The sequence below is a fragment of the uncultured Succinivibrio sp. genome, assembly GCF_902756765.1.
In the GTDB taxonomy this organism is placed as follows: Bacteria; Pseudomonadota; Gammaproteobacteria; order Enterobacterales; family Succinivibrionaceae; genus Succinivibrio.
Genome location: NZ_CACVSS010000024.1, coordinates 1 through 26,884 on the forward strand (window position 1 = coordinate 1; position 26,884 = coordinate 26,884).

At 38.4% G+C, this 26,884-nt stretch carries 19 protein-coding genes; 8 read left to right on the forward strand and 11 right to left on the reverse strand.

The features are described from left to right. Nucleotides 1-398 precede the first annotated feature (398 nt). Nucleotides 399-1,298: a DMT family transporter gene (locus QZU45_RS05200; protein WP_295352464.1), complete on the forward strand. Its 900-nt coding sequence runs from the start codon at nucleotides 399-401 to the stop codon at nucleotides 1,296-1,298. A gap of 366 nt (nucleotides 1,299-1,664) precedes the next feature. Next, nucleotides 1,665-3,896 carry a bifunctional diguanylate cyclase/phosphodiesterase gene (locus tag QZU45_RS05205; protein WP_295352467.1) on the forward strand — a complete coding sequence of 744 codons (2,232 nt, stop codon included), beginning with the start codon at nucleotides 1,665-1,667 and terminating at the stop codon, nucleotides 3,894-3,896. Nucleotides 3,897-3,929: 33 nt separating this feature from the next. On the opposite strand, the gene rlmJ is transcribed toward QZU45_RS05205, so the two are convergent. Beyond that, nucleotides 3,930-4,772 (reverse strand): 23S rRNA (adenine(2030)-N(6))-methyltransferase RlmJ, encoded by an 843-nt coding sequence (gene rlmJ, locus QZU45_RS05210; protein ID WP_295352470.1) that lies wholly within the window; start codon nucleotides 4,770-4,772, stop codon nucleotides 3,930-3,932. A 97-nt stretch (nucleotides 4,773-4,869) separates the two neighbouring features. Here rlmJ and QZU45_RS05215 point away from each other — a divergent pair, with 97 nt between their 5' ends. Beyond that, nucleotides 4,870-5,178, forward strand: coding sequence for a hypothetical protein (locus QZU45_RS05215; RefSeq protein WP_295352473.1), 309 nt, complete (start codon nucleotides 4,870-4,872; stop codon nucleotides 5,176-5,178). 3 nt (nucleotides 5,179-5,181) lie between these two features. On the opposite strand, the gene QZU45_RS05220 is transcribed toward QZU45_RS05215, so the two are convergent. From QZU45_RS05220 to nadE, 4 genes are all read right to left on the reverse strand, one after another. Beyond that, nucleotides 5,182-6,291 (reverse strand): hypothetical protein, encoded by a 1,110-nt coding sequence (locus QZU45_RS05220; protein WP_295352476.1) that lies wholly within the window; start codon nucleotides 6,289-6,291, stop codon nucleotides 5,182-5,184. A gap of 665 nt (nucleotides 6,292-6,956) precedes the next feature. Next, nucleotides 6,957-7,604, reverse strand: a complete 648-nt coding sequence (locus QZU45_RS05225) for a hypothetical protein (RefSeq protein WP_295352478.1) — start codon at nucleotides 7,602-7,604, stop codon at nucleotides 6,957-6,959. Between the two features lie 16 nt (nucleotides 7,605-7,620). After that, nucleotides 7,621-9,099 (reverse strand): sodium/proline symporter PutP, encoded by a 1,479-nt coding sequence (putP, locus tag QZU45_RS05230; protein WP_295352481.1) that lies wholly within the window; start codon nucleotides 9,097-9,099, stop codon nucleotides 7,621-7,623. A 122-nt stretch (nucleotides 9,100-9,221) separates the two neighbouring features. After that, complete coding sequence (gene nadE, locus QZU45_RS05235) at nucleotides 9,222-11,069, reverse strand: NAD(+) synthase (protein WP_295352484.1); 1,848 nt, start codon at nucleotides 11,067-11,069, stop codon at nucleotides 9,222-9,224. 107 nt (nucleotides 11,070-11,176) lie between these two features. Between nadE and glgX the strand changes: the two genes are divergently transcribed. Both glgX and QZU45_RS05245 read left to right on the forward strand, forming a co-directional pair. After that, nucleotides 11,177-13,252, forward strand: coding sequence for a glycogen debranching protein GlgX (gene glgX, locus QZU45_RS05240; protein ID WP_295352487.1), 2,076 nt, complete (start codon nucleotides 11,177-11,179; stop codon nucleotides 13,250-13,252). Between the two features lie 242 nt (nucleotides 13,253-13,494). Then, nucleotides 13,495-14,712, forward strand: coding sequence for an ATP-binding protein (locus QZU45_RS05245; protein ID WP_295352489.1), 1,218 nt, complete (start codon nucleotides 13,495-13,497; stop codon nucleotides 14,710-14,712). A gap of 42 nt (nucleotides 14,713-14,754) precedes the next feature. Here QZU45_RS05245 and pflA read toward each other — a convergent pair whose 3' ends face one another. The 4 genes from pflA to QZU45_RS05265 all read right to left on the reverse strand — a co-directional run bounded on the left by pflA (nucleotide 14,755) and on the right by QZU45_RS05265 (nucleotide 21,344). Then, the gene (pflA, locus tag QZU45_RS05250; RefSeq protein ID WP_295352491.1) at nucleotides 14,755-15,492 is read right to left on the reverse strand and encodes a pyruvate formate-lyase-activating protein; all 738 of its coding nucleotides are present in this window, start codon (nucleotides 15,490-15,492) and stop codon (nucleotides 14,755-14,757) included. A gap of 87 nt (nucleotides 15,493-15,579) precedes the next feature. Continuing rightward, nucleotides 15,580-17,826, reverse strand: a complete 2,247-nt coding sequence (gene pflB / locus QZU45_RS05255) for a formate C-acetyltransferase (RefSeq protein ID WP_295352494.1) — start codon at nucleotides 17,824-17,826, stop codon at nucleotides 15,580-15,582. A gap of 362 nt (nucleotides 17,827-18,188) precedes the next feature. Further along, nucleotides 18,189-20,102, reverse strand: a complete 1,914-nt coding sequence (locus tag QZU45_RS05260) for a fructose-1,6-bisphosphatase (RefSeq protein ID WP_295352497.1) — start codon at nucleotides 20,100-20,102, stop codon at nucleotides 18,189-18,191. A gap of 42 nt (nucleotides 20,103-20,144) precedes the next feature. Continuing rightward, the gene (locus QZU45_RS05265) at nucleotides 20,145-21,344 is read right to left on the reverse strand and encodes an iron-containing alcohol dehydrogenase (RefSeq protein WP_295352500.1); all 1,200 of its coding nucleotides are present in this window, start codon (nucleotides 21,342-21,344) and stop codon (nucleotides 20,145-20,147) included. Nucleotides 21,345-21,567: 223 nt separating this feature from the next. Here QZU45_RS05265 and QZU45_RS05270 point away from each other — a divergent pair, with 223 nt between their 5' ends. Next, nucleotides 21,568-22,704, forward strand: a complete 1,137-nt coding sequence (locus tag QZU45_RS05270) for an extracellular solute-binding protein (RefSeq protein WP_295352503.1) — start codon at nucleotides 21,568-21,570, stop codon at nucleotides 22,702-22,704. 75 nt (nucleotides 22,705-22,779) lie between these two features. Further along, on the forward strand, nucleotides 22,780-24,186 hold the full coding sequence (locus tag QZU45_RS05275) for an MATE family efflux transporter (RefSeq protein WP_295352506.1): 1,407 nt from the start codon (nucleotides 22,780-22,782) through the stop codon (nucleotides 24,184-24,186). A gap of 66 nt (nucleotides 24,187-24,252) precedes the next feature. Here QZU45_RS05275 and QZU45_RS05280 read toward each other — a convergent pair whose 3' ends face one another. Both QZU45_RS05280 and QZU45_RS05285 read right to left on the reverse strand, forming a co-directional pair. Beyond that, entirely contained in the window at nucleotides 24,253-24,591 is a 339-nt protein-coding gene (locus tag QZU45_RS05280; RefSeq protein ID WP_074838677.1) for a P-II family nitrogen regulator, read from the reverse strand. 15 nt (nucleotides 24,592-24,606) lie between these two features. Next, on the reverse strand, nucleotides 24,607-25,908 hold the full coding sequence (locus QZU45_RS05285; protein ID WP_295352509.1) for an ammonium transporter: 1,302 nt from the start codon (nucleotides 25,906-25,908) through the stop codon (nucleotides 24,607-24,609). Nucleotides 25,909-26,306: 398 nt separating this feature from the next. Between QZU45_RS05285 and QZU45_RS05290 the strand changes: the two genes are divergently transcribed. After that, nucleotides 26,307-26,884 (forward strand): transposase (locus tag QZU45_RS05290; protein WP_295352512.1); only part of this gene is annotated, 578 nt, incomplete at its 3' end.

A 26,884-nucleotide genomic window follows, 5' to 3' on the forward strand; every position in this document is an offset into this window, starting at 1 on the left:
TATCTACGTAATATGCATTCTTTTCAATTACTGTTGAAAAGTCTTCAATACCTGTTAAAAACAAAACATCTTTCTTCATAAACGCCTCTTTACTGTTTCAATATAAGATTTTAGCACAGGAAGGAGATAGAAAAATAACGGTATCATACGCAAAAAATGTTCTGAGTAATTTTTACAGTTATGACTTCACATAATTTACATTAGGTTGCCTTGGTGTTTTGTAAACACTATAAATTTTCATTGTTACTAAGAGTCATTTAAAAAATTTAACATAATATAAATTATGCGAAGTTGTAATAGTAAGATTACTATGGTTTTTCATATATACAGTTACAGACTTAAATGTTCTTTCTTATGTTAAAATGTTCTCTCTATTTGTAATATAAGTTAGAAAATCCATGTTCGAATTAAGACAGTATTTACTGCTGTTTATTACAGCAACCATCTGGGGTTCAGGTTTTGTGGCTCAGAAACTGGGAATGTCGTATATATCTCCATTTGCATTCACTTTTTTTAGAACCTTACTTGGAGCGCTATTCTTAATTCCGGTTATTCTTTTTATCCGCAGTTACAATCAGAAGCACAAATATAAGCAAAGAACCGTCAATAAAAGATATCTGGTTATAGGATCGATATGCTGTGGATTCTTTCTGATTCTATCTGAATCTCTTCAGCAGTTTGGTCTGGTTACTGCAGATGTAAACAAAGCCTCATTCATAACCTCCTTATACATGATTTTTGTACCGATTCTTGGTATTTTCCTTGGCCATAAAATTACATTCAAAGTCATTCTGGCTGTGATTATTTCCTGTATTGGTCTATATTTATTCTGCATAAAGGATGAAATTGCCTTTGAACAAGGTGATCTGCTGGTATTTCTATGTGCAATTGGATTTGCATGCCATATTCTGGTGATAGCTTATTTTATAAATCATGTAGACGGAGTAATTCTTTCCTGTGGACAGTTTTTCTGTGCTTCCTTTTTAGGTTTTGTAATGATGTGTTTTACAGGCTTTCCTATAGCAGAAAACCTTATAAAATGCATTCCTGCCCTGCTCTACGCTGGAATCATGTCAAACGGTGTTGCCTACACTCTACAGATCGTAGCCCAGAAAGGCATAAATCCAACAGTTGCCTCTTTAATTCTTTCCCTTGAATCAGTCATGGGTGCGGTATTTGGCATTCTGTTCTTAAATGAAGTGATGACGGAACGTGAATTATTAGGAGCAGCTCTAATGTTTCTAGCGATTATCATCACTCAACTTAAATTTACTGTATTAAGAAAGAAAACTGTCTAATATACCTGACAAAAATGCCTTTTTTTGTGATAATTAAAGACGCAAAAACTATAATTTACAAAAACCTATTGCCTAATTATGGATATTTCTTGCCATATTCTCTTCAAAATAATTAATTAATCACTTATTTTATTCATTTTTTTGATATATTTCTTTTAAAATACAATGTGTTAATATATAATCGTACCACGCAGTATTAGAATATTGCTATGTTGTATTTTTCTAATATAATAGCGTATCCTTTGTTTTGTACTATTATTCAAATAAGGCGCCTTTTTGCTCTAAAAATGCTTAATTTTAGCAGTTTATAAAGAGACCAATCTCATAATTGTCTAAATTAAGGTATGCGAGTTATAAAAGATTACTATGTCAAAAAATAACATTGATACTACAGTAGATGATATTTTCTCTGATGCATTTATCAGTGATAGTTTTCAGTCTGATATCGATTTTAATAATTTAGATGAAATTGTTTATAATTCATCTAGTTCGTTTGATATAAGTGAAATAGCGGATATCCTTCTGGATAGTATCGATGAGTATGTCTTTATAACTGATACCACTACCAAGAATATTGTCTATATAAATAAGACCTTATGTGAAGCGCTTGGAATCAATAATTCATTTGTAGGAACCTGCTATGAGCTGCTTTGCGGAAAAGATTCCCCTTGTGTTGACTGCAAAAGCAATTATGTAACTGATGACAGTACATTTATAATCAATCACATAAATTCAAAGCTGCATAAGAATCTAGTAGTAAAATCCCGTAATCTTGAGCTTTACAATCGAACTTATACAATTAATGTAGCAATGCCGCATGAAGATCAGGCAGACAAGATAGTCTTCAGAGATTTAAATAATCTAAATCTCAACGATATTCTTGGACCTTATATAAAAATATACGCAAACAATATCAGCACTCCTGAAGTTCAGCTTTATAAATTCATTGAATATCTGGGAATTGAACTAAACGCAGAGAACTGTACCCTGTTTGAGCATATTGATTTATCAAAAACCGAAGGTTATTCATATCAAGAGATAGACCCAACATTGAATCTGTTAAGGACTCTTATCTGGGTAAACGAAGATCTGAACGTTACAGATGATTATGTGCTGATTCCAAATGATATAGCAAACAAAGCCTACGAAGATCGTATATATAAAGAATACACAGATGGTGACGCTACATATATATCAATTCCTATAGAAAGTGACCTAAACCTTCTGGGCGTAGTTTTTATAAAAAATCCTAATAAAAACTTTCTTAAGATTTTAGAACCTGCGATTAAAACAATTCAGAAACTTCTATCAGGATCTATCGAGCTGAAGAAGATGTATATTGAATTATCCAATGTTTCAAGTATAGATACACTTACAGGATTGAAGAACCGTAAGCAGATGCTTGTGGATATCAATAATCTGTCCCTCCAGAACCGAATTGGCGTTATTTTCCTGAATGTTAATGCTTTAAAAGAGATAAATACAGAACGAGGAACCAAGTTCGGAGATGAGATACTGATAAAAACAGCATCACTTCTAAAGCAGTTAATGCCAGATAATAAAAATATCTACCGTATAGGTGGAGATGAATTTATTGCTATTCATACTGCAATAGATGAAGCAGAATTCTGCGTACTTTCAGATATGCTAAAAGCCTTTATGATTTCAGAGAAAGGCTTCTCAGTTTCAGTTGGAACCAATTGGGAAAAAAGCGGTATTCTGATTCAGAAAGCCATTAATCTGGCAGAATCAGATATGTACACTGAAAAGAAAAGCTACTACAGAAACAATCACAATTCCAGCCGTTACAGAAAGCAGAACGATTCAATATTAAAGCTAATGGAACCAGATAAGATTAAGTCTTATATTGAGCAGAACTGCTTTAAAATATTGTATCAGCCTAAATTCAAAATTCAGAAAGATACTGCTGAAATTGCAGGAGCAGAGGCTCTGGTCAGACTGGTAATCAACAACACTGTTATTCCTCCTGATGATTTTATTCCAGCATTAGAATCAGCACACTACACCTATCTGATAGATTATTTCGTGTTTGAAACTATCTGCAAAAGAATGCGAGATCGTCTTGATCAGAACGAGAAAGTACTGCCTGTTTCATGTAATTTCTCCAGACACACTATTATCAGAACTGACTTTAAAGATACTTTAAAATCGATTCTTAACAAATACAAAATAGGTTACGATCTGATTCCTTTAGAGGTTTCAGAACACACCAATACAACCAGATACAAAGATCTGATTGAAGTAACCAACAAGCTTGCAGAAGAAGGCTTTAATATTTCTATTGACGACTTCGGAACTGCTCATGCAAATATTTATTCTCTTGCAGATCTTTCTGTCAACGAAGTCAAGTTTGATAAGAAACTCATAGACAATCTTGCTTCAGAGAACAATTCTAAGATAACAACTATTCTTGGTGTACTTATTACCATGTGTAAGAAACTTGGTATCAAGACTATAGCGGAAGGTGTAGAGAATAAGGCTCAGAGCGAGATTCTTAAGTCTTTAGGCTGTGATGAAATTCAGGGCTACTATTTCAGTAAGCCAATTAAGGATGAAGATTATTACGGCAAATTCTAAGTAACGCCTATACTTGCAGGCGTTACAGAAAAACTAAGGCTGAGGATTTAATACCTTAAGACGGGCACTTCCCCCTTTCTTCGATAGAACCTGGTACAGTTCATCCACTATAGGAGATAGCTCATTATCAAGGCCGTATGGGTAATTTAGAATCAGCATGCCTGAACCGCACATACCGAAAACTTCCTCCTGAGGCTCAACACAGAGTTCAACCTGCAGCATAGGGATATTGAGTCGCCTTAAATCCTGAGTCAGATTCTTAGAATGATCTCGAAGCTTTCCTAAAACAGGATACCAGATTGCAAATATTCCGGTATTCCATTTTGCATGGCCGTTTTTTACAGCTTTAACAAGATCAATATACTCATTCTTCTCTTCATAAGCTGGATCAATTACAACCATACCTCTGCGAGGTGTTGGAGGTAAAAGCGCATTTAAAGCCTCAAGCCCTTCCCTGTTCTGTATATTACAGCGTCTGTCTCTTTTAAAGTTATTTCTAAGATTCTCAAATTCATTTGGGTGTAAATCAATGAAGGTAAATTTATCTGTATCTCTGCCAAGTTTAGCTTCAAACATTGGAGATCCAGGGTAGAAATTGCCCTCTTCCTGATTTACTGACTCATAAACTTCAAAAAACTCAGGTACAAGTTCATGAAGATTCTTATTATCCTTGATTTTGCTAATGCCGCTTTTATACTCCTGATTCTTCTGTGCTATAAAACCATCAAGCTTATATAGACCAGAACCGGAATGAGTATCAATTACAATGTATGGCTTGTCCTTTCTGTTTAATGCCCTCATCAAGAGACATATAACCATATGCTTTAGAATATCAGCGTGATTACCAGAATGAAAACCGTGTTTATAACTGAGCATAAATCATTTATTCCTTAAAAAATTTGTTGGTAGTTTAACACGAATCGGCGAGATTTAGTCTAAAATTAAGAATGAAACCATAAGAGGAGAATTGACCTTGAAAAGATTAGTCACCGCACTGACAGCACTACTGAGCAGCTTCTGCTGTTCAGCCTTTGTTATTGATTACGATGCAATAAGTGACAACGACAACGTTGAGTACTATGGAGCAAATCCTCTTAATTACTCAACGAATGGAAGCTCAAGCGATGACAGTGTTAATCGAATCGTTGTCCCCCATGACAGACAAAAAGGAATCGCTACCAATGAGGACAATCAAGGCGGAGGCCTTAAACTTGAGGGTGTAAACAAATCAGATCTGGAAAATCTATACTACGGCAACGAACTATACAATAAGACCAAATAGAAACTAGAATCTTCTCTGGTTAATAGCTTCTTCAAGACCTGCAACCCACATCACTGCTGTTTCGTATGCCATAAGAATATCGTGTCTTGTCATAAAACCTGAGGCCATAATTCCATCAACAAATTCAAGATCCAGAGATTCCATTGAAACAGCGATTTTGTAAATTGTCTCGTATTCAGGAATATCATGCATAATCTTCTTGATCCTACTGTCAATCTGCTCAATCAGCATATCAACCTTTGATGTTGTAAAGGCGTACATATGTGAAATCAGAGAGCCGATTCCAAGAGAGAATCCCCATGAAACATCAATGCTTCCAGCGTGATAAAAAGTCAGTTCTTCAATGAATTTTGCTCTTAACAGAAGCTGGCGCAAAGGTTCGAACAGAATATACTTGCCTTTGTTTTTATCAACGTCAGGACGATAAAACTCTTCGAGGATCATGAGAATCATAATGTAGACAAGCTTATTTAAGACTTCTACATCCATTTCATATAAGAAACTCTCAAAATCAGAACCAAGTAGATACTCGTTTTCTCTACCCTGTTCTAGATAATGCAGAATGATAGACATATAGCTTTTTATATCATTGCGAGTAGAGATAAAGCTGACAAACATCTTATATTCAGGCTTTTCTTCCAAAAGCTGTTCTATAACACGAAGACAGATTTCAAAGGAATTACGGTTCACCCTGTAGAAATATGGATTGAAACTTTGTTGAAGAACATCTTTAGGGAAAGCAGGACAGCAGACATAATCAGCCCCCGACTCAAAGGCAATGGAGGCTTTGTTAACATTATCGCAGCGATCACAGATAATCTTAATCCAAGGCGCCTTTTTCAGAATGTTTCTTGCCAGAATGAACTGCTCTTCAATATCCTGAGTCATGTCAATAACAGCATAGGAAATTGAACGAATCTCTTTAAACCAGTTAGTGTAAACAATAGTATATACATCTGCTGCTATAGTCATGCTCTCTTTTTTTAAAAGATTTAGCTGATGCAGAAAGGAAATTGCAGAATCCTGCCGGTCCTGAAGATGCAGGATAAATCTTGTTGCAGGAAGAGCTCTGGCGTATTTAGATAAATCTGGACACAGAGGAAATTCTGTCATACAGATTCCGTTTCTCTGTGTAAAAAGCTCGCTATGCCTTCTTGTATAAAAACCAACAGAAATATGCCTTACATGTTTTTTCTCAATCATGTCAGGTCTAAAACTGCTCTCACCTGCAGTATATCTGAACACATAACATAGCAGATTTGCTTTTCTATCAAAAACAGGAGTTCTCGTAAGAATATTGCAGCGATCTTGTGAGCGCACAAATTTTGGTGATTTTGAACGCAACTGTTCTGGAGTTAACGATGAACTAGCATTTGTTAAGCTATTTGGATTTATATAAGCCATTTATATCCATCATACCAAAATTCAAATCTTAATAGTGATTTGGAAGAACCTGTATTTAGAGTTTAGATAATTATTAAATTATTTTCTTAAATACAGATCTGAAATTTATTATTATCTGAAAACAATTATATTGTAAATCATACTAATAGTCTTTAGCAATTTTGTAATAGACCATGATATATGATTTGCAGAGCACATCATACAAAAAGAACCTCTTTTAGATTCACGACAGCATATTCAGGCACTTTAAATGCTATATTTTCTTTGATATGAGTAATTGATCATTTCCATTGAATGAAAAGCTTTTGGAAATTTATTCGTCTATATGAGTGAAAAATAAACAGAATAAACAGACCTAGAAAAAAAATTTTAGACTAGACTGGATCGGAATTTCTTTTCTGTGAAGCTGCAGATACCTTATCAAGCTTTGTTGAAAGCTCCCCTATTGCATAGCGCTTGTTTCTGTTAATTCTTGCTGAAGCCATCTGATAAAACTTGTCATCATCAACGGAATAGATTGCAGCATTTTTTCTATCAATGAAAACTCTTGCTATCTGATCTTTATAGTAATGGTGATTGATTCCGCGTTTTACGGCTCCAGTAAAGAATCTTGGTTTAAGACTTCCGCATTCCTTATACAAAACAGCAGAACTTCTAGGTTTAATAAGCTTACCAGAAGATGAGGATTTAACATCAAAAAGAACAATTGCGTAGGCTTCAACAGTAATAGGAGCAGAATCCATACGCAGTTTCTTTCTAATTCTGTTAAATCTTATAACTCTGTAAATGTACAGCAGCTGATAGAAGGCAACCAGAATAGATAAGGTATAGAAATGATCATGGAAAACTGCAATATTTCCACTTGAATAGCAGTAGACCAGTACGCCCAAAAGAAGCCAGAATACGTAAAAAGATAAACCGAATCCTTTTTTTACAACTGTATCTACCACATTTACGTCAAACCTTACACCTGCTCTTTGCAAGTACGATTGCAGATAAACATTTGGTGGAAGGTTTTTCAACGTAATCTCCTGTTTTTTAGCGGTCTTTTACTTCAAACCAGAACTGTTTCTCAAGACTGATAAACAGAGACTCTACTGGTGCATTGCTCTTCTGTGTAGCTAAGCTTACCACGAAAATAACAAGTGATGAAATAATAAATCCAGGAACAAGTGAATATAAATCAAAGAATTGCCCCATTTCCCAAATAATAACAGTTGCAGCGCCAGCAATCATACCGCAGATAGCACCTGCAAGTGACATTTTCTTCCAGAATACAGAGATTAGAACTGCAGGACCGAAAGAAGCACCAAAACCAGCCCAAGCATATGAAACAAGTTTTAGAATACCGGAATTAGGATCAAGTGCAATAACATAGGCAACAGCTGCTACCAGAAGAAGCATACCTCTTCCAACCCAGATAAGTTCTCCCTGAGATGCATGCGGACGGATAAGTCTGCAGTAGAAATCAGCAGTCAGTGTAGTTGATGAAACCAGAAGCTGACATGATAAGGTTGACATAACCGCAGCAAGAATAGCAGATAAAAGAATACCGGCGATCCATGGAGAAAACAGACACTGAGTAACAATAATAAAGATCTGTTCTGGATTATTTACGGTAATCTCAGGATGTTTTGCGGCAAATGCAACACCGTAGTAACCAACCATAACCGCACCGGTAAGGCAGAAAATCATCCAGCTGATACTGATTCTGCGAGCTCCGCCCATACCGCGAACAGAGGCTGCTGCCATAAAACGAACCAGAATATGAGGCTGTCCCATATAGCCAAGTCCCCAGCCGGCAAGAGAAATCATACCGATAACGGTTGTCCCCTTCAGCATGTTAGCCATATCAGGACCTTTCATGGCAACAAGTTCATTAGCCTGCTGAAGAGAACCAACATCATAGATGATGATAATCGGAGTAATGATCAGAGCAAAGATCATCAGCGTAGCCTGAACAGCATCAGTCCAGCTAACGGCCAGAAAACCACCGATACATACATAGAGAATGGTTGATACAGCGCCAATCAGCAGAGCATTGTGATAATCAAGGCCGAAAGTCTGTTCAAAAAGTCTGGCACCTGAAACCATTCCGGAGGCACAGTAAACAACAAAGAAGATCAGAATAATAAATGCTGAAACAATTGATGTTATACGCAGTCTGTCTTTAAATCTGGCTGCGAAATAATCAGGAAGAGTAAGAGCATCAGATGCATTCTGAGTAAAAGAACGAAGTCTTGCTGCCACAAACTTCCAGTTACACCACTGACCTATAGTAAGACCGATAGCGATCCAGGCCTGTGACAAGCCGGCGACATATAAGGCACCAGGAAGTCCCATTAAAAGCCAGCCGGACATATCGGAAGCACCTGCAGACAAACCAGTAATAACTTTACCTAAACTTCTGCCGCCAAGAACATAATCATTCAATGATGAGGTAGCGCGTGCAGCATAAATGCCAATAACAATCATGGCAAAAATATAAACGATGAATGTTGTTGTAGTTGTAAACATGTTTTGCTCAAATTATTTTTGTTTAAAGATGGGCGTATTTTAGCAGAAACACGCAGATTTATAAAGAAAAAACCATGTGCGACAAAGAGGTGCACATGGTTATATATCAGCGGAATTTTATGCTAGTCAAGAGCCTTAAGAATTGACTTGAAACCATCGTTTAAGAGAGGGAATACGAAGCCGTTCTTAGCATTGAGATCTGATGACTCAATATGGAAAGTGGTTGCACCGCGTTCACGCTTCCACTGGCTTACAGATAGCTTTCTGAAGTACTTAAGAACAAAGCCCTTCAGCTCTTCTCTGGTAAACTGAGTAAATTCGTTTTCAATGGTATCAAGAATCATCTTTGGCATCAGCAGGTTGTTCTGATGTAGAACATGAATTCTATCCAGAATAACATATGGCATCAGATCACGCTCGTCTGTCTGATTTCCACCAGGACGCAACTCTGCAGTAGGAGCCTGAACACAGACCTTCATCATCTGAGGGCACTCCAGTTTCAATCCCTTGTCATTTACCATCAGACCGTCTTTTGCAATATGCTCATTGATCTTCAGTACTCTACTCTTAGAAATATCACCAATTGGAGCGACACCGCCTGCGGTATCACCATCCATAGTGCAATAACCGACGGCATCCTCTGAAGCATTGCATGTTGTAATCAGAAGCTTATTGTATCTGTTGGCAATCATCCAGATACCAGGAGCACGAGAACGGGCCTGAATGTTCTGAAGAGCAAGATCATCATGCTCCCAGGTCATAGGAGTATCAGATATTGAATTTACAATAGAGGTGTAGTCATCAACAAGTTTCGCAATTGACCATTCATGGTGGTCAGCACCAAGGTCTGAGGATACCCCGGCAGCAGCTTCACGGGTAATACTTCCTGATACGATAGATCCCTGATATACAGTTGTTAACAGATCAGGCATAACCTTCTTTTTAATATAGGACTGCAGATCTTCACTTCCTGTATATTTAGGAAGCTTAAAACCACACTGCTCTAGAAGACGACTGTATTCTTCAAAACCAAGTTCTTCAATTGCGGCAAGCTGACCATAGCATACACATGTAGCACATAAAGCTGAATCAGCACCTCCAGACATTGATAAGGCAAAACCGTGAGAATAGGTCTTAAGCATCCAGTCAAAGAGGCCTAGTCCTACAGCACGAACAATGGTGTCATACTGAGATAATCGAGGTGTAATGCCATTTTTGACGGTAAAAAGATCTTCACGCTTGAATGACAGCAGATTTGAGCGGGCAACGCATTCACCTTTGTCTGCAATCATGCAAAGAGAGTCAAATACATCAGAACCGCTTTCACAGCCGGAAAGATTAGTTAAAAGAACAGGACACTTTAATGACAGACTCAGAGCCTTAACTTTAAGCTCTCTCTTATCTGCTGAATCAAGTTCAAAACGGGCAGCTTCAGGAATAATGAGAAGCTCGATATCCTGAATATAATTAAGATCACCCTCGTTAAAGAGAATACCAACGATTCCCTCAGATGTTTCTATGCAGTTGCACACACCATAGTGGTTTGTGCCAATGTTGAACATACACTCATCAGAGTATGGAGTTGAGAAGTTTCTTACTCTTGAATCCTTTGCATTATAAAAAGAATGGGCAGCAGAAATACCCAGAATAGCCCCTTTGCAAACCATGGCATAACAGTCAAAAACCTTTCCGGTAGTATCAGCAAGAGGAAGACCTACACCTACGGTTATTCCTTCAGGGAGCTCATATTTAAGTTTTAAAAGACAGTTAACAGCCCCCTTTAGAAGCTCCTGATGCTCAAACATGTCTCCACAGCCATAGCCGGTAATACACAACTCAGGAAAAGCTAAAAGCTTAATGCCTTCTTTTTGTGCTTTTTCCGCAAGATCAAGAATTTTTTTTGTATTTATGTCTAAATCTAGTGGCGTTGTATTTACACGTGCAGCGCCAAAGCAAGTATAATTAAACATTACGGTATCCTCTATACGTTTATTGAGTGTAAAAATAACACATTTTTTAAGTTGTGGAGCATACTCGTCAAAAATGACGCATAAAAAAATAATATTGGGCAAAAACCGTGATAAACAAACAATTCATTATTTCCAGAGGTAACTGTCATCATCTAGGTGCCACCATAGAGAAGAATGGAGTTAATTTTGCTTTCTGGAGTCCTTACGCACAAGAAGTAGATCTGCTTTTATTTGACAATGTTAACGATGATTCACCTTATGTAGTCCACCTTTCAAGCAGAGTATTCAAATCAACCTATTACTGGCATGTTTTTGTACATGGAATCGGTGCAGGCCAGATTTATGCTTACCGAGTCACGAAAGCTGTAGATGATTCAGACTCAGTTGCCATTGGCAAAGTTTTGATTGATCCGTACGCAAAAAGAATTCTGTTTCCAGATCAGTACGATCGTTTCGCCATTGGAGATGAAAAGAGAATCTTCAGAAATTCACTGAAGTGTGCAGTTGTAGATATTGATGATTATGACTGGGGTATTGATTCTTATCCTAACCACTCACTAGAAAACACCATTATCTATGAGATGCATGTAAAAGGCTTCACTGCTGACAAATCTTCAGGTCTTCCTGATAACATCAAAGGAACCTACAGAGGTCTTATAGAAAAAATCCCTTATCTGGTGGAACTTGGTATTACCACCGTTGAGCTGATGCCTATATATCAGTTTGATGAAAACGATGCCCGACCAGGCATGAAGAACTACTGGGGTTACTCCCCTATGGGCTTCTTTGCTCCTCATGACTGTTTCAGCTCCGATAAATCCATCATGGGACCATTAAATGAGTTCCGAGATATGGTTAAGGCACTCCACAAAAACGGTATAGAAGTTATTTTGGACGTTGTCTACAATCATACCTCAGAGGGTGATGACAACGGACCTACCTACAGTTTTAAGGGGTTAGACAAGAACGGTTACTATATTGTCAAAGACGGCTATCACCAGAACTACTCCGGCTGTGGAAATTCTCTTAACGCCAATCGTCCGATTGTAAGACGAATGATTATCGAATCGCTGGAATTCTGGCATCAGAAGATGCATGTTGACGGATTCAGATTTGATCTTGCATCAATTCTTACCCGCGATAAAAACGGCATGCCAATGAATGACAATACTACCCTGCTGACTATTGATGCTGATTACCAGCTAGCAGAAGCAAAGCTTATTGCAGAGCCTTGGGATGCGGGTGGATTATATCAGTTAGGAGCAATATCCGGCAGTAAATGGAGAGAATGGAACGGACAGTTCAGAGATGATGTTCGCTCCTTTATGAGAGGCGACTGTGGAAAGGTTAAGAACTTTATTCTTCGCCTGCTTGGCTCTCCTGATATTTACAATGAGCATGAGGTTGATCCACAGAAATCCATTAATTTTGTAACCTGTCATGATGGATTCACTCTCTATGATCTGGTCTGTTATTCAGAGAAACATAATTTTGATAACGGTGAAAACAATAACGACGGCAATAATGCGAATTATTCTGCAAATTATGGCATTGAAGGTCCATCTGATGACAAGACTCTGAAGAAACTTAGACTTCGTCAGGCTAAAAACTTCATGGCTATTACCATGCTGTCCTACGGCACACCAATGATCTGCATGGGAGATGAGGTTTTACGTTCTCAGAAAGGCAACAACAACGCCTACTGTCAGGATAATGAACTGAGCTACCTAAAATGGGAATATAACGAAGATCAGAAGAATATGCTGAGTTATACCCAGAGGATCATTGAATTAAGACGTCAGGGACAGTTATCCCCTCATGGCAACGACAACTATAACAACAAGCTGGATAATGCACTGAAGAATGCTAAGATTCAGTGGCATGGCACCAAGCCTTTCCAGCCAGACTGGTCTGATATGTCTCATTCTGTTGGTTTTCTTTTCCGCCACAAGACTGCAGATGTCTATGCCTATGTATATGTAAATGCCTTCTGGGAGGATTTAACAATCGAATTACCTTCTGTACCTGGACATCTGCATAGAAACTGGTATCAGTATCTGAACACAGCACTTCAGAGCGGCAAGGAAGTTTCTAACTTCTATATGAGTCGACGTTACAGAGCTGGTGACAAGATAAAAGTAAAGAATCACAGTATTCTGATGCTGATCTGCCCTGCTACCTAAATTTTTTCTCAAGGCCTAGTTTTGATATTAGGCCTTTGTCTTTTTCTTTTCTTTGATTGCTGGATAATGAGTTTTATCCTCATTTATTTTTTTAGAATACAATCTAAAACAAATAATAATAAATCTAAAATTAAGATTAAACTCTACACTTACTATATATTCCGCAAAAACTTTGGAATAGACTCCAAATTTATACTATAATTAAAATAAATTTAGAATTAAATACAAAAAAAGGTACACTTATGCGTCTAATCCCAAGAAAAAATTATCTTGATTTTCTGAAACGACATAAAGATAAACAAATTATAAAAGTTGTATCAGGAATCAGACGCTGCGGCAAATCCACTCTTTTTCATTTATTTAAAGAAGAACTCCTTAAAGAAGGAGTAAATAGAGAAAATATTATATCCATCAATTTTGAAGATCTTGATTATGAAGCTCTTCAAGATTATAGAACTCTATATAAATATGTAATAGAACGTATGCAAAATGATGGAATGAACTATATCTTTCTCGATGAAATCCAGCATGTTACTGAATTTGAAAAAGCAGTAGACAGTCTTTTCATAAAAGATAATGCAGATGTATATATTACAGGCTCTAATGCTTATTTTATGTCGGGCGAACTTGCTACTGTCCTGTCAGGGCGATATGTTGAATTAAAAATGCTGCCCCTGTCATTTAAGGAATTCTGTGAATCCAGCAATTTATCTCATAATCATTCTCTTTCCGAAATATACGAAAAATATCTAACAGATAGTTCCTTTCCATACACAATGCAGATATCAGGGAAACAACCGGATATAAAAGAATATCTTGAAGGAATCTATAACTCTGTAATTCTAAAAGATGTTGTTGGAAGACTGAGAATTTCAGATGTTAAGATGCTTCAGAGCCTGATTAAGTACGTGTTTGCTAACGTAGGAAGCCTAATGTCTATAAATAAGATATCCAACTCTATGACTAGTTTTGGACGAAAAATAGATAACAAAACGGTGGAACGTTATTTAACAGGACTCTTAGACAGTTTGCTGATTTATCAGGCAGATCGTTTTGATGTTAAGGGGAAGGAACTTCTAAAATTAAACTCAAAATATTATGTAGCAGATGCGGCATTAAGATATTTAATTGTTGGCAGAAAAGGTCAGGATACAGGACATATTCTTGAGAATGTAATATACCTTGAACTTATACGTCGAGGTTATGAAGTTTATGTAGGAGCTCTAAAAAACGGTGAAATAGACTTTATTGCAAAAAATTCTGAAGGAATATGCTACTTTCAGGTTTCAGAATCAACAATGGACGAATCTGTTCTCAAAAGAGAGCTTCAGCCATTGAAAAGTGTTAATGATAATTACCCTAAGTATCTCTTAACTCTTGATGAGATTAATTCTGAAGCTGATTATGATGGAATTCGTAAGATTAATGCCTTGAAATGGCTGCTAGAAGATACAATTTAAAAAAAGAAGCACCGTATACAAAAGAGCATACGGTGCCAGACTTTAATCTCGCTTTTCTGCTTTGAGGATCTTGCAGGCAATCTGAATTGATTCATATGAAGGAGGCTCAACATCCTTGAGCTTATAATCAATTCCCAGACTCTCATATTTATGAACACCTAGAGAATGGTATGGAAGAACCTCAACTTTCATTACATTAGGAAGATGATCGATAATCTTTCGTAAATTCTTAAGCTGCTCTTCACTATCGGTAATACCAGGCAGCAGAACATGTCTGATCCAGACATCTTTATTAAGTTCATTTAAATGCTTGGCGCAGGCAAAGATATTTTCATTGCCTATTCCGGTTAGCTTTTTATGTTCAATAGTATTGCTGTGTTTAAGATCGAGTAGAACCAGATCTGTGTATTTCATCAGCTCATCGAAAATCTCGATATATTCAGGAGAATTTCTGTAAGGACCAGCAGAGGTATCAAGACAGGTGTTTACCCCTTCAGCCTTTAACTTTTTAAATAATTCAGTAACAAAAGCAATCTGAGATAAGGCTTCACCGCCACTAACGGTTACACCGCCATCCTTGCCCCAGTAACTTCTGTAACGTAATGCTTTTGCAACAACACTGTCAACATCCATGCAGTCTCCAACCTTCATTTTCCAGGTATCTGGATTGTGGCAGTACAGGCATCTTAACGGACAGCCCTGCATAAAAACTACAAATCTAACTCCGGGGCCATCAACAGAACCGAATGTTTCAAAAGAATGGATATAGCCTTGAACCATGAGTAGAACTCCAAGAGTAGAAAATCAGTATTTAGGAAAACAGAGGGCGCCCTAAGGCGCCCCTTTATAACTTCAGTTAAGCAAGAATTACATAGCCTTATGGCAGGTTCTTGAAATAACGTCCATCTGCTGCTCACGGGTTAAGTCGATGAACTTAACAGCGTAGCCTGAAACACGGATGGTGAAGTTTGCATACTCAGGCTTCTCTGGGTGCTCCATAGCATCAAGAAGCTTCTCAGTACCGAATACGTTAACATTTAAGTGATGTGCACCCTTAGAGAAGTAACCATCCAAAACGTTAACCAGGTTATTTACACGCTCATCCTCATTGTGACCTAAAGCATCAGGAGCAATAGTCTGAGTGTTTGAAATACCGTCTAATGCATACTCGTATGGAAGTTTAGCAACTGAGTTTAGAGATGCTAGAAGACCTGACTTCTCTGCACCGTATGATGGGTTTGCTCCAGGAGCTAAAGGCTCGCCAGCTTTACGTCCATCAGGTAGAGCACCGGTAGCCTTACCATAAACAACGTTTGAAGTAATGGTTAGGATAGAGGTTGTAGGCTCTGAATCACGATAGGTGTGGTGCTTCTTTAACTTGGTTAGGAAGTTCTTTAATAACCATACTGCGATCTCGTCAGCACGATCATCATCGTTACCATAACGTGGGAAGTCACCTTCGATCTCGAAATCAATAGAGATGCCATCAGCATCACGTACAGGCTTAACCTTAGCGTACTTTATTGCAGATAAAGAATCAACAACGTGAGAGAAACCAGCAATACCGGTAGCAAAAGTACGACGAACATCAGTATCGATTAAAGCCATCTCAGCTGCTTCGTAGTAGTACTTGTCGTGCATGTACTGAATCAGGTTCAGAACATTTACATACAGGCTTGCTAACCACTCTAGAACGATGTCGTAGTTTGCCATAACCTCATCATAGTCTAAGTACTCTGAAGTGATCTTAGGTAACTTAGGACCAACCTGCATACGGGTCTTAACATCGATACCGCCGTTCATTGCGTATAGAAGAGCCTTTGCAAGGTTTGCACGAGCACCGAAGAACTGCATTTCCTTACCAGTCTGAGTTGCAGATACGCAGCAGCAGATTGAGTAATCATCGCCCCACTCAACACGCATTACGTCATCATTCTCGTACTGGATTGATGAAGTATCTACAGAGATCTTAGCAGCATACTTGCGGAAGTTCTCTGGAAGCTTGCTGGTGTATAGAACAGTCAGGTTAGGCTCTGGTGATGGGCCCATGTTTTCTAAGGTGTGTAGGAAACGGTAGTCTGACTTGGTAACCATGTGACGGCCGTCCATACCAAAACCTGCAACCTCAAGAGTAGCCCATACAGGGTCACCTGAGAACAGCTGCTGGTATGAAGGAATACGAGCAAACTTAACCATACGTAGCTTCATTACTAAGTGGTCAATCAGCTCCTGAGCCTCAGTCTCGGTCAGCTTGCCTTCCTGAATATCACGATTGATGTAAATATCTAAGAAGGTTGAGATACGACCGATTGACATAGCAGCACCATTCTGAGTCTTGATAGCAGCTAGGTAACCGAAGTATAACCACTGAACAGCTTCACGTGCGTTTGAAGCTGGCTGTGAAATGTCAAAGCCATAGGTCTGAGCCATAACCTTCATAGCCTTTAAAGCTTTGATCTGATCAGCTAACTCTTCACGCTGACGGATTACGTCGTCAACCATGATGCCGCAGCCGCAGTTCTTTAAATCAGCCTGCTTCTGCTCGATCAGGAAGTCAATACCGTAAAGAGCTACACGACGGTAGTCACCAACGATACGGCCACGACCGTAGGTATCTGGAAGACCGGTTAAGATCTTGTTCTTACGAGCAAGACGCATCTCTGGAGTATATGCATCATATACAGCCTGGTTGTGGGTCTTGTGATACTCGTTGAAAATCTGATCGAATTTTGGATTTGGAGTATAACCGTTAGTGGTACATGCTTCCTGAGCCATCTTGATACCACCATAAGGCATGAAAGCACGCTTTAATGGCTTATCGGTCTGTAAACCAACAACTTTCTCTAAATCCTTGCTGTTCTCTGAGATGTAGCCAGGACCATAAGCGGTAATACCTGATACAATCTCGGTTTCCATATCAAGAACACCACCCTGAGCACGCTCCTGGTGCTGTAACTTCTGTAGATCGCCCCATAGCTTATTGGTTGCTTCGGTTGGACCAGCTAAGAATGATGAATCACCATCATATGGTGTGTAGTTGTTCTGAATAAAATCTCTTACGTTAACATCAGAGATCCAGTGGGTTCCTTTGAAACCACGCCATTGCTCTTTCATGATTACTCCTAAATATATTTAATGAGATCTGTTTCTTGCAGATCCCTATCTCTATTCAAGCAGTGAGCATTATATATTCATGATTTCAAAATTCAAACATTCAGTTAGACATGATTTAATGTGAAAGATGTCTCAAAACAGGTTTGAAAGGCTTAATTACAGGGATTATAAGGAAATTTATTTTTTTTAATTTTTAAACTGAGTTTATTAACTCACTATAAACTTATTAAATGGGAAAAATAGAAAAAATTACAATGTGGTTTATTAAGTGCGAAAGCACAGCTGACTGAATTCAGACAAATGTTTTAGGTAAAAATATCCTTAAAAAGGCTGATTCAGACAGTACTGTGCCGCAAATTAGATTATTTTGTTAGTTTTTCGGCAATAACACCATTCTCATAAAGATCAAGAAGATCTTTTAGCTCTCGTACTCTTTCCTTAAGCTCTGCTCCCCAGTCAGTATCAGCAACAAGTTTTCTTGGCTTATATTCTTCAACTGACAGCTCTTCAATATCCTCAATATCACGAAGTGAATCAATGGCATCACGCTTGTTTGTAAAAGGAGTATGAGCTTTTAAATGAAGGCAGTGAGAATTATAAATAAGAGTGTAACCTGCAATACCGGTCTTATCCTGATATGCTCTGCAGAATCCACCGTCAATAACTAGGAGTTTGCCTCTAGCTCTGATAGGTGACTCCCCTTTTTTTGCCATAATTGGAGTATGTCCATTGATAATATGGCCCTTTTTAGGATTTAGACCGAATTCCTTTAAAATCATCTCACAGGTCTGAACCTTGTGATAATACTCATAATAAGGATTTCTTGGTTCGTCCTGAACAGATTCTTCTGTTATCAGAAGTTTCTCAAAGATTTTCATACGTCTGCCGGATAATGGGGATAACGGAGCTGTCCACATATACCAGAAGAAATCCAGGTGGTCATCATCTCTATTAAGATAGCCTTCACGAATCTTGGTCTGACAGAAATTCATATAATCTCTGCCACTTAGATACTGATTATTACATTTAATCTTTAAAAACTGACCGTTCTCATCTAATGGAACGCATCCATGATAAAGAAGATTACCGTTGTAGCATTTATACATATCACCTTTTGTAAACAGGAACTGTATATGTTCTCTAAGACGAACTGAACTGGTAAAGGAAGAAATCAGGTCTTCCATTAGTTCCTGTTCACCGTCTGACAACTGATATGGAGCATTCTCATTGACAGTTGGCATATCTGTAAAATTGAGATGATATGTATTTCCATCCGCAAGCTTGAGAGTACCACTCTTAAGATCAATATGATCAAAAAGCTTCAGCTCCTGAAGATTGTATTCAGGATGTCTGTCAACTATAGCACCAACCAGCTTCATTCCTAATACCGACAAGGCTTTCTGCAGAGCAGGATAACCAGGTTCATCCTTATAAGTGCTAGTGCTAAAGAGCACCAGTTTTCGCAATGAGATGCCATAGCCGTTTTCAAGCATCTTATAGTTGTTGTAGCGAAGATTGTTTAACAGAACATTGACAATGCACATTCCACTGCCACAGGCTGCTCCCATCCAGAGAACATCATGATTACCCCACTGCAGATCCAGATGATGATAGGATGATAGAACATCCATGCATTTGTCAGGACTAGGACCTCTGTCAAAGATATCACCTAAAACATGAAGCTTGGCCACAGCAAGAGTCTTGATTAGCTCACAAACATCCCTAATAAACAGTTCAGAACTACCAGTTTCAACAATAGACTGAAGGATCCTTTCATGATATAGCTTTTGAATATGATCTTCATCAGACTTCGAGTGCATCATCTCGTCAATGATGTAGGAAAAATTGGTTTTGATAATGGAACGAACCTTTTCTCGGCTGTATTTTGAGGAGAAAAAGTTACACATTGAAATCAGATTAACTATAGTCTTCTTAATGTACTCATCCGTAAAACGGTTTTCCTGTTTCAGTTTTTTCATTACCGTACTTGGGTAATAGATAAGAGTACAAAGTTCGTCTTTTTCCTTAAGGGTACAGTTATCCAGAACAATCTTAACCTTATCCTTAATTACACCAGAAGCATTGTTTATGATGTGCCGAAAGGCGTCATATTCACCGTGAATATCGGAGATAAAATGCTCTGTTCCTTTTGGAAGACTCAGCTCTGAGGTCAAATTAATAAGCTTTGAGTAAACTGCACAGCGGTTGGGATACTGAGTTGATAATAGTCTCAGCAGTCTTAAATGCTGGGCTGTGTATTTTTTAGTAGCAGTCATTTTTTATGTTTGTTAATTGTTTTTAGTTGTTATATATACGTTTTAATCAGAATACTTATAATGAGCAGCTCTGTAGTAAATCGCCTCACAGTCCTTTCTGTATAAAAGAACGAACTGTCCCTCGGTTTTATTTAAATCATCAACACCAAGCATATTCAGCAGATGAGGAATATCCTCCTCTTTTGCTCCTATTTCCTCAAAGGAAAGAGGCATACCTATAGAATGCAGAAAATGTCTGAAGGCTCTGATGCCTTCTCTTGCAGTTGAAGCAGGATCATCAAAGTCCATGGATACCCCGAATACTCTTACGGCAAACTGAGCAAACCTCATAACATCATGCTTATAAACATAATCCATCCAGGCAGGAAAAATCACTGCTAGTCCTGCTCCATGGGCAACATCATATAAGGCAGAAAGCTGATGCTCTATATGATGACTGGCCCAGTCCTGTACCCTGTCAACACCACAGATATTGTTATGTGCCAGTGAGCCTGCCCACATGATATTTGCACGGGCATCGTAGTTTGAAGGATCATCAATAGCCACAGGAGCGTTTTCAATAATAGCCTTTAACAGCGCCTCACACATATAATCTGTTACGGTTACACCTTTTGAATTAGTAAAGTAACGTTCCAGAATATGAGCGATCATGTCAGTTATACCGCAGGCTGTCTGATATCTGCTTACAGAGAAGGTAAGTTCAGGATCCAGGATAGCAAACAGAGGTCGGTTCAAAGGTGAACCGCATCCATTCTTGACCACTTTACCGTCAATTTCCTTTTCAATTACAGTGGATAATGAACTCTCAGAACCTGCTGCAGGAATAGTCAGTACACAGCCGGTCTTAAGAGCTGTTTTGGGTTTTCTTTTCTTAGTAAAAAAATCAAAAAAATCTCCATCATCAGGAATCCCCAGAGCAATTGCCTTAGCTGTATCAATTACACTTCCACCGCCTACAGCTAAAATGAAGTCGATCTGCTTTTCTCTGCCAAGTTCAATTCCTTTATAAACCAGATCTGCTCTTGGATTTGGGAGGACACCGCCTAATAAAGAATAATCAATTGAATTTGATTTTAGCTGTTCCTCAACAGAATCAAGTAAACCGGATTTTTTAGCATGTTCACTACCATAAACCACCAATACATTCTTATAACCGTAGCTTTTGATGGTATCACCGCATTTTGAACTGGTACCCTGGCCGAAAATGTATTTTGTTGGGACAACAAATTCAAAGTTTTCCATGATTATTCCTTATGAGAGTTCAAAAAAAATTTTCTTACATATTATCATGTTATAATTAGCTAAAATCTTAAAAAAAATTCAATATGCAACCATAATCAGCATTTTTTTCTTAAATTTTGCCTAAAATATAGCTAACAGCATTCTGAATATTTTTCAATACCCGCAATTTGTTATACAATGCACCATATTTTTTAGTTTCAATATCAACTATATGAGGATGACTATGAAGGTTGGATCAATTTGCCTTTTAACTGCCGCCCTGATTTGTGCTTCAAACAGTGCAATGGCTGAAAAAAGCGACAAGGTAAACATCTGGAACTGGAGTTATAACATTGGAGAAAACACTGTAGCAGATTTTGAAAAAGACACTGGCCTTAAAACCAGCTATGTTGAGTATGATTCAAATGAGCTTCAGGAAACCAGACTATTAGCAGGAAATACAGGATTTGATGCTGCTATTGTTGTAAGTTATAACGTACCTCGTATGGCTAAGGCCGGTGCTCTGATGAAAATCGATCACTCAAAGATCCCTAACTGGGTAAAGCAGAACAAGGCCCGTCTTGAAAAACTTGCCACCATCGATCCAAATAATGACTACGCCTACCCTTATATCGAGATTTCCATCGGTATCGGCTATAATAAGCAGAAGGTTGCCGAGGTAATGGGTAAGGACTTCAAATTTGAATCATGGAATGATCTTTTCAATCCAGAGAATTCAGCTAAGCTGAAGAAATGTGGTATTGCCATTATTGATTCTCCAATCGAAGTTATCTCTGCTGTACAGCATTACCTGAACAAACCTCCTCGTTCAGAGAAAGCAGAAGATTACGAGGAGGCAAGAAAGATTCTTACTTCTCTTGCAAGCAATACCTCATACTTCCAGTCTAACCGTTATGTAACCGATATTGCATCAGGCGAAATCTGCGTTGCCATCGGTTATTCCGGAGACTTCGTTCAGGCAAATCACCTGGCACAGCATGGCAAAAACAAGTATGATGTTGACTATGTTGTACCAAAAGAGGGGTCTATCATGTGGTTTGACAGCTGGACTGTACCACGTGGAGCAAAGAATGTAGACAATGCTATGACCTGGTTTAACTGGCTTTTAGATCCAAAGAATGCCTCTACTCTTTCAGATGAGATTGGTTATATCATGCCAGTTGATGAGGCTATGCAGAATCTTTCAGAGGAACTAAAGGCAAATCCAAGCATTATGCTTTCTGAAGAAAAACTGAAGACCATGTACTTTATGCAGGAAACTTCCCAGAAGACCTCTAAGATTGTAAGTAATGTCTGGAACACCATGAAGATGGATTCAGAAAAGAATCGTGGTCAGGACAACGCTAACGGTTGGGATTAACTATATTATCGGAATTATCGATCTTTAAATAAAAACACGTTCATGGTCTGGACGTGTTTTTTCTTTTTAATCAATATGTTTTCACCAATATACAAAAAAGAGATAAAAACACAGTTAAGACTGTTTCTGCCATTTCTTATTGCTCAGTTATCATCAACTGCAATGAGTACTGTTGACACTATCATGGCAGGACTTGCAGGAACAATTGATCTGTCAGGAGTTGCTATTGCCAGTTCCTTCTACTGGCCTGCCTATATGTTTCTTGCAGGTATTGCCTATGGTGTTGCGCCAACTATTTCTCACCTTCTGGCAACCAAAAATATGCGTTTTATGCAGCAAAGTCTTTTCAATGCAATGCTGGTGATTAGTGTATTCGGTTTTATTACTGCGGGTATTCTGAGTCTGTCGCACCTGATATTCAGGTTCGTTCCTTCTGATCCTATGATGATTAGTGTAGCAACAAAATATCTGTATTTTGTAGCCATAGCCTTACCTGCAACTGCAGTTTACAACGGTTATATTGCTTATGCTGAAGGTCTTTCCATCACAAGACCAGCCTTATATCTAGGACTGATGCAGCTGATTCTGGATATTCCATTTAACTATATATTTATTTTCGGAAAATTCGGCATGCCAGCTTTGGGAGGAGCCGGATGCGGCCTTACCACTGGACTAATCAATATCCTTACCTGTATCTGTCTTGTGATTTATATCAGAAGATCAAGAGCTATAGCAAAATATCGAGTTAAAGAAAATGTAAGGATCATTGATAAGGAAATTATCAGACAGTTTTTAAAACTTGCAATGCCGCTTGGCATCTCAAGGACAGTTGAAATTGCAGGATTTTCTCTTGCAGCTGTAATCTTAAGCCCTTTTGGTCCTACGATAGTAGCCTCTCATTCCATTACACTTAATGTCTCAAGTCTTATCTACATGATCCCTTTATGTCTGGGACTTACAGCAACAATCAGAACATCTTCGGCAATGGGAGTCAAAAGCTGGGACAAGACAATCATTGTCTGCAAAGTGGTAATGGGGCTGAACTTTTTTTGTCTGATATTTTATCTGTCAGCAATTATGCTGCTAAAAGAGAACATTGCAGCTTTATATTCAAATGATCCTATTGTGCTTGAAATTACGTCTTTCCTTATGATTCTGAACTGTATATATATGCTACCGGATTCTATTCAGTGTGTCTTAGGTGGTGTTCTACAGGGCTTAAAAGACTCAAAAAGCATTCTTATCAATACAGTACTATCATTCTGGGGTATTGGTCTGCCATTAGGATACGTGCTAGCCTGGGGAGTTTTTTGTGAGAAACTCGAAGCTTCTGGTATCTGGATTGGCTTTATCTGTGCGCTTACATTTTCGGCGATCTTCTTCAGTTCAAGGACCTATTACATATTAAGATACAGAAAAGCGCCAAAACTTCTGCTGTTAAACTATGAACTGGATGCTAAAAAAGCAAACACTATGAAATAAAAAAAAGATGGGGACCCAAGAAAAAAATTCAAGTCCCCATTTCAATATACCCAAACCTTTTATTTATCAGATAGCTTCGTCATTCTCCTCGCCAGTACGTATTCTGATTACTCTGCATACATCTGAGATAAAAATCTTGCCGTCACCAATTTTTCCGGTATAGGCTGATTTAATGATTGTATCCACACATTCATCAAGCTGTTCGTCAGTAGTTACAATCTCCAGTTTGCATTTAGGCAGGAAGTCCACTACGTATTCAGCACCACGGTATAGTTCAGTGTGACCTTTCTGTCTACCAAAGCCTTTTGCCTCTGAAACAGTGATACCTGATATGCCAATCTTTGCAAGATTTTCACGAACATCATCGAGCTTGAATGGCTTTATAATTGCAACAATTCTTTTCATTTTAAAAATCCCCTATTAAAGATTGTATCCACGCTCACCATGTGAGGCCAAATCAAGACCTTCAGACTCTTCATCAGAGGATACTCTCAGACCAACCAGCTTCTTGGCAATATAGAATGCGATAACTGAAGCTACAAATGACCAGACAACTGAAACAATGATTGAACCAATCTGACCGTAGGTCTGACCAAGGATAGAGTTCCATTCCCCCTTGAAACCGGTACCACCAAGCTCAGGAGAACAGAACACTCCTGTCAGAATGCCACCGCAGATTGCTCCTAAACCATGAATACCGAATACATCAAGAGAGTCATCAATCTTTAAAAGTCTCTTAAATCCATGTACACCCCACAGGCAGATAACACCGCAGGCTATACCGATTACAATCGCACCGGCTGGACTTACGAAAGCACAGGCAGGAGTAATACCAACAAGACCTGCAATCACACCTGATGCTGTACCTAAGGTTGATGGCTTCTTGAAGATGATCCACTCAGCACACATCCAGGTTAAGGCTGCAGCTGCAGGACAGAGAACAGTATTAATGAAAGCTAAAGCACTGATACCATCTGCACATAACTCTGATCCTGCGTTAAAGCCTAACCAGCCGATCCACAGCAGACAGGCTCCGATATAGGTAAAACCTAAGTTATGAGGAGTCATAATCACCTTGCCCAAATCATTTCTCTTACCCAGCATAAAAGCTCCGGTAATACCACATACAGCAGCATTGATATGAACAACGGTACCTCCAGCAAAGTCATAAGACATGAAATAGGAGTCGATGAAACCGCCACCCCAGACCTGATGGGCTAAAGGAGCATATGAGAGAACAATCCAGATTGACAAGGCAATCAGTACAGCAGAAAACTTAACTCGTTCTACAGTAGCACCGATAACGAGACAGGATGAAATAGCACAGAAGGCTGCCTGAAAGATTACAAAGGTAAGCTCTGAAATTGATCCAGACAGGGAATTGTAATCAACGCCAGCTAAAAGAGCCTTTGACATATCACCAAAAAAGCTTCCTAAAGCACCTTCAGTTCCACCAAAGGCTATGGTATAGCCAACAACAAACCAAAGCAGAATGGCCACACAGAAAACAGCCAGAGTCTGTTCAATAGTAGACAGAACATTTTTAGCTCTGGTTAATCCAGAATAGAAAAGGCCTATTCCAGGAATGGACATCAGAAGAACCAGCATGGCAGACATCAGAATAAAACCGTTGTCAGCCTGACTTAATGAATCTTCAGCTAAAACACTTTGTGATAATAAATACAGTGGTAACGCTGTACCTATCTTCAATGATCTTTTCATAATTTACCTCACTAGTTTTTTTCTCTATGAAATTACGATACAAGAAAAATTTTTTTAGATAAATTTGAAAAATCAGTTTGCACCAAAATCTACATACAAGAATAATCAATGCACCATTTTAACACCTATAAATAGAAAATTTGCACCATTAAAAATAGTATCAATTGAGGATTATCTACAAGAAAACAGCTTGAATTACAGGATATTATTTTCGAAGAAAGAAAAATTGAAAGAAATAATCTGACAAATAAATTAAACAAAAAAGGGCGTTTTCTCTTAAGATAAGAAAAGCACAACAACACTTAAGAAGGAAACGCCCATGTCTTGTATTGTATCTGATTTTTTTATCTAAAAACTTCTTTCCTGGCTTCAAGATTACAAATATTTCTTTTTCTGAAGTGTCTGACAGGGATATTACTATCCAGTTAGAACCTAAAGAACCTCCAGTCTGTCCTCATTGCGGAAGTCATAACGTAGTTGTACATGAATACAGGAAGAGAGTCATTAAAGATGAAAAGCTGCTTGGCTGCTTCGTTACTCTAGTAATCACCTACCGTACCATCAGATGCAATTACTGCGACTGCAAATACGCCACGGAAGACATACCTTTCCTGTCAGATTCCTTCAGAGTTACAAAGAGAGCAGAAGAGTCTGTTATAGAGGATTTGGAGATGGCAGGCTCAATTAAGGATACCTCCACAAGGACAGGATTATCATGGGATGTATGCAAGAACATTCATAAGAGATATCTACAGAGTACCATTTCATTCTCTCTAGGCAGTTCTGAGTATTTAGCCATTGACGAGTTTTCAATCAAGAAAGGACACAAGTACGGTACGGTTGTCGCAGACATAGTAACAAAACGAGTTCTCTGGGTTGGTGAGGGTAAGTCAAATACAGAGGTCAGCAGGTTCTTTGAACTTTGTGGAAAGATAGGCTGTCAGCAGATTAAGGCGGTAGCGATGGATCAGAATGC

Coding starts and splice junctions, on each gene's coding strand:
- QZU45_RS05200 (WP_295352464.1), top strand. CDS start 399: ATGTTCGAATTAAGACAGTATTTACTGCTGTTTATTACAGCAACCATC.
- QZU45_RS05205 (WP_295352467.1), top strand. CDS start 1,665: ATGTCAAAAAATAACATTGATACTACAGTAGATGATATTTTCTCTGAT.
- rlmJ (WP_295352470.1), bottom strand. CDS start 4,772: ATGCTCAGTTATAAACACGGTTTTCATTCTGGTAATCACGCTGATATT.
- QZU45_RS05220 (WP_295352476.1), bottom strand. CDS start 6,291: ATGACAGAATTTCCTCTGTGTCCAGATTTATCTAAATACGCCAGAGCT.
- putP (WP_295352481.1), bottom strand. CDS start 9,099: ATGTTTACAACTACAACAACATTCATCGTTTATATTTTTGCCATGATT.
- nadE (WP_295352484.1), bottom strand. CDS start 11,069: ATGTTTAATTATACTTGCTTTGGCGCTGCACGTGTAAATACAACGCCA.
- QZU45_RS05245 (WP_295352489.1), top strand. CDS start 13,495: ATGCGTCTAATCCCAAGAAAAAATTATCTTGATTTTCTGAAACGACAT.
- pflA (WP_295352491.1), bottom strand. CDS start 15,492: ATGGTTCAAGGCTATATCCATTCTTTTGAAACATTCGGTTCTGTTGAT.
- pflB (WP_295352494.1), bottom strand. CDS start 17,826: ATGAAAGAGCAATGGCGTGGTTTCAAAGGAACCCACTGGATCTCTGAT.
- QZU45_RS05260 (WP_295352497.1), bottom strand. CDS start 20,102: ATGACTGCTACTAAAAAATACACAGCCCAGCATTTAAGACTGCTGAGA.
- QZU45_RS05265 (WP_295352500.1), bottom strand. CDS start 21,344: ATGGAAAACTTTGAATTTGTTGTCCCAACAAAATACATTTTCGGCCAG.
- QZU45_RS05270 (WP_295352503.1), top strand. CDS start 21,568: ATGAAGGTTGGATCAATTTGCCTTTTAACTGCCGCCCTGATTTGTGCT.
- QZU45_RS05275 (WP_295352506.1), top strand. CDS start 22,780: ATGTTTTCACCAATATACAAAAAAGAGATAAAAACACAGTTAAGACTG.
- QZU45_RS05280 (WP_074838677.1), bottom strand. CDS start 24,591: ATGAAAAGAATTGTTGCAATTATAAAGCCATTCAAGCTCGATGATGTT.
- QZU45_RS05285 (WP_295352509.1), bottom strand. CDS start 25,908: ATGAAAAGATCATTGAAGATAGGTACAGCGTTACCACTGTATTTATTA.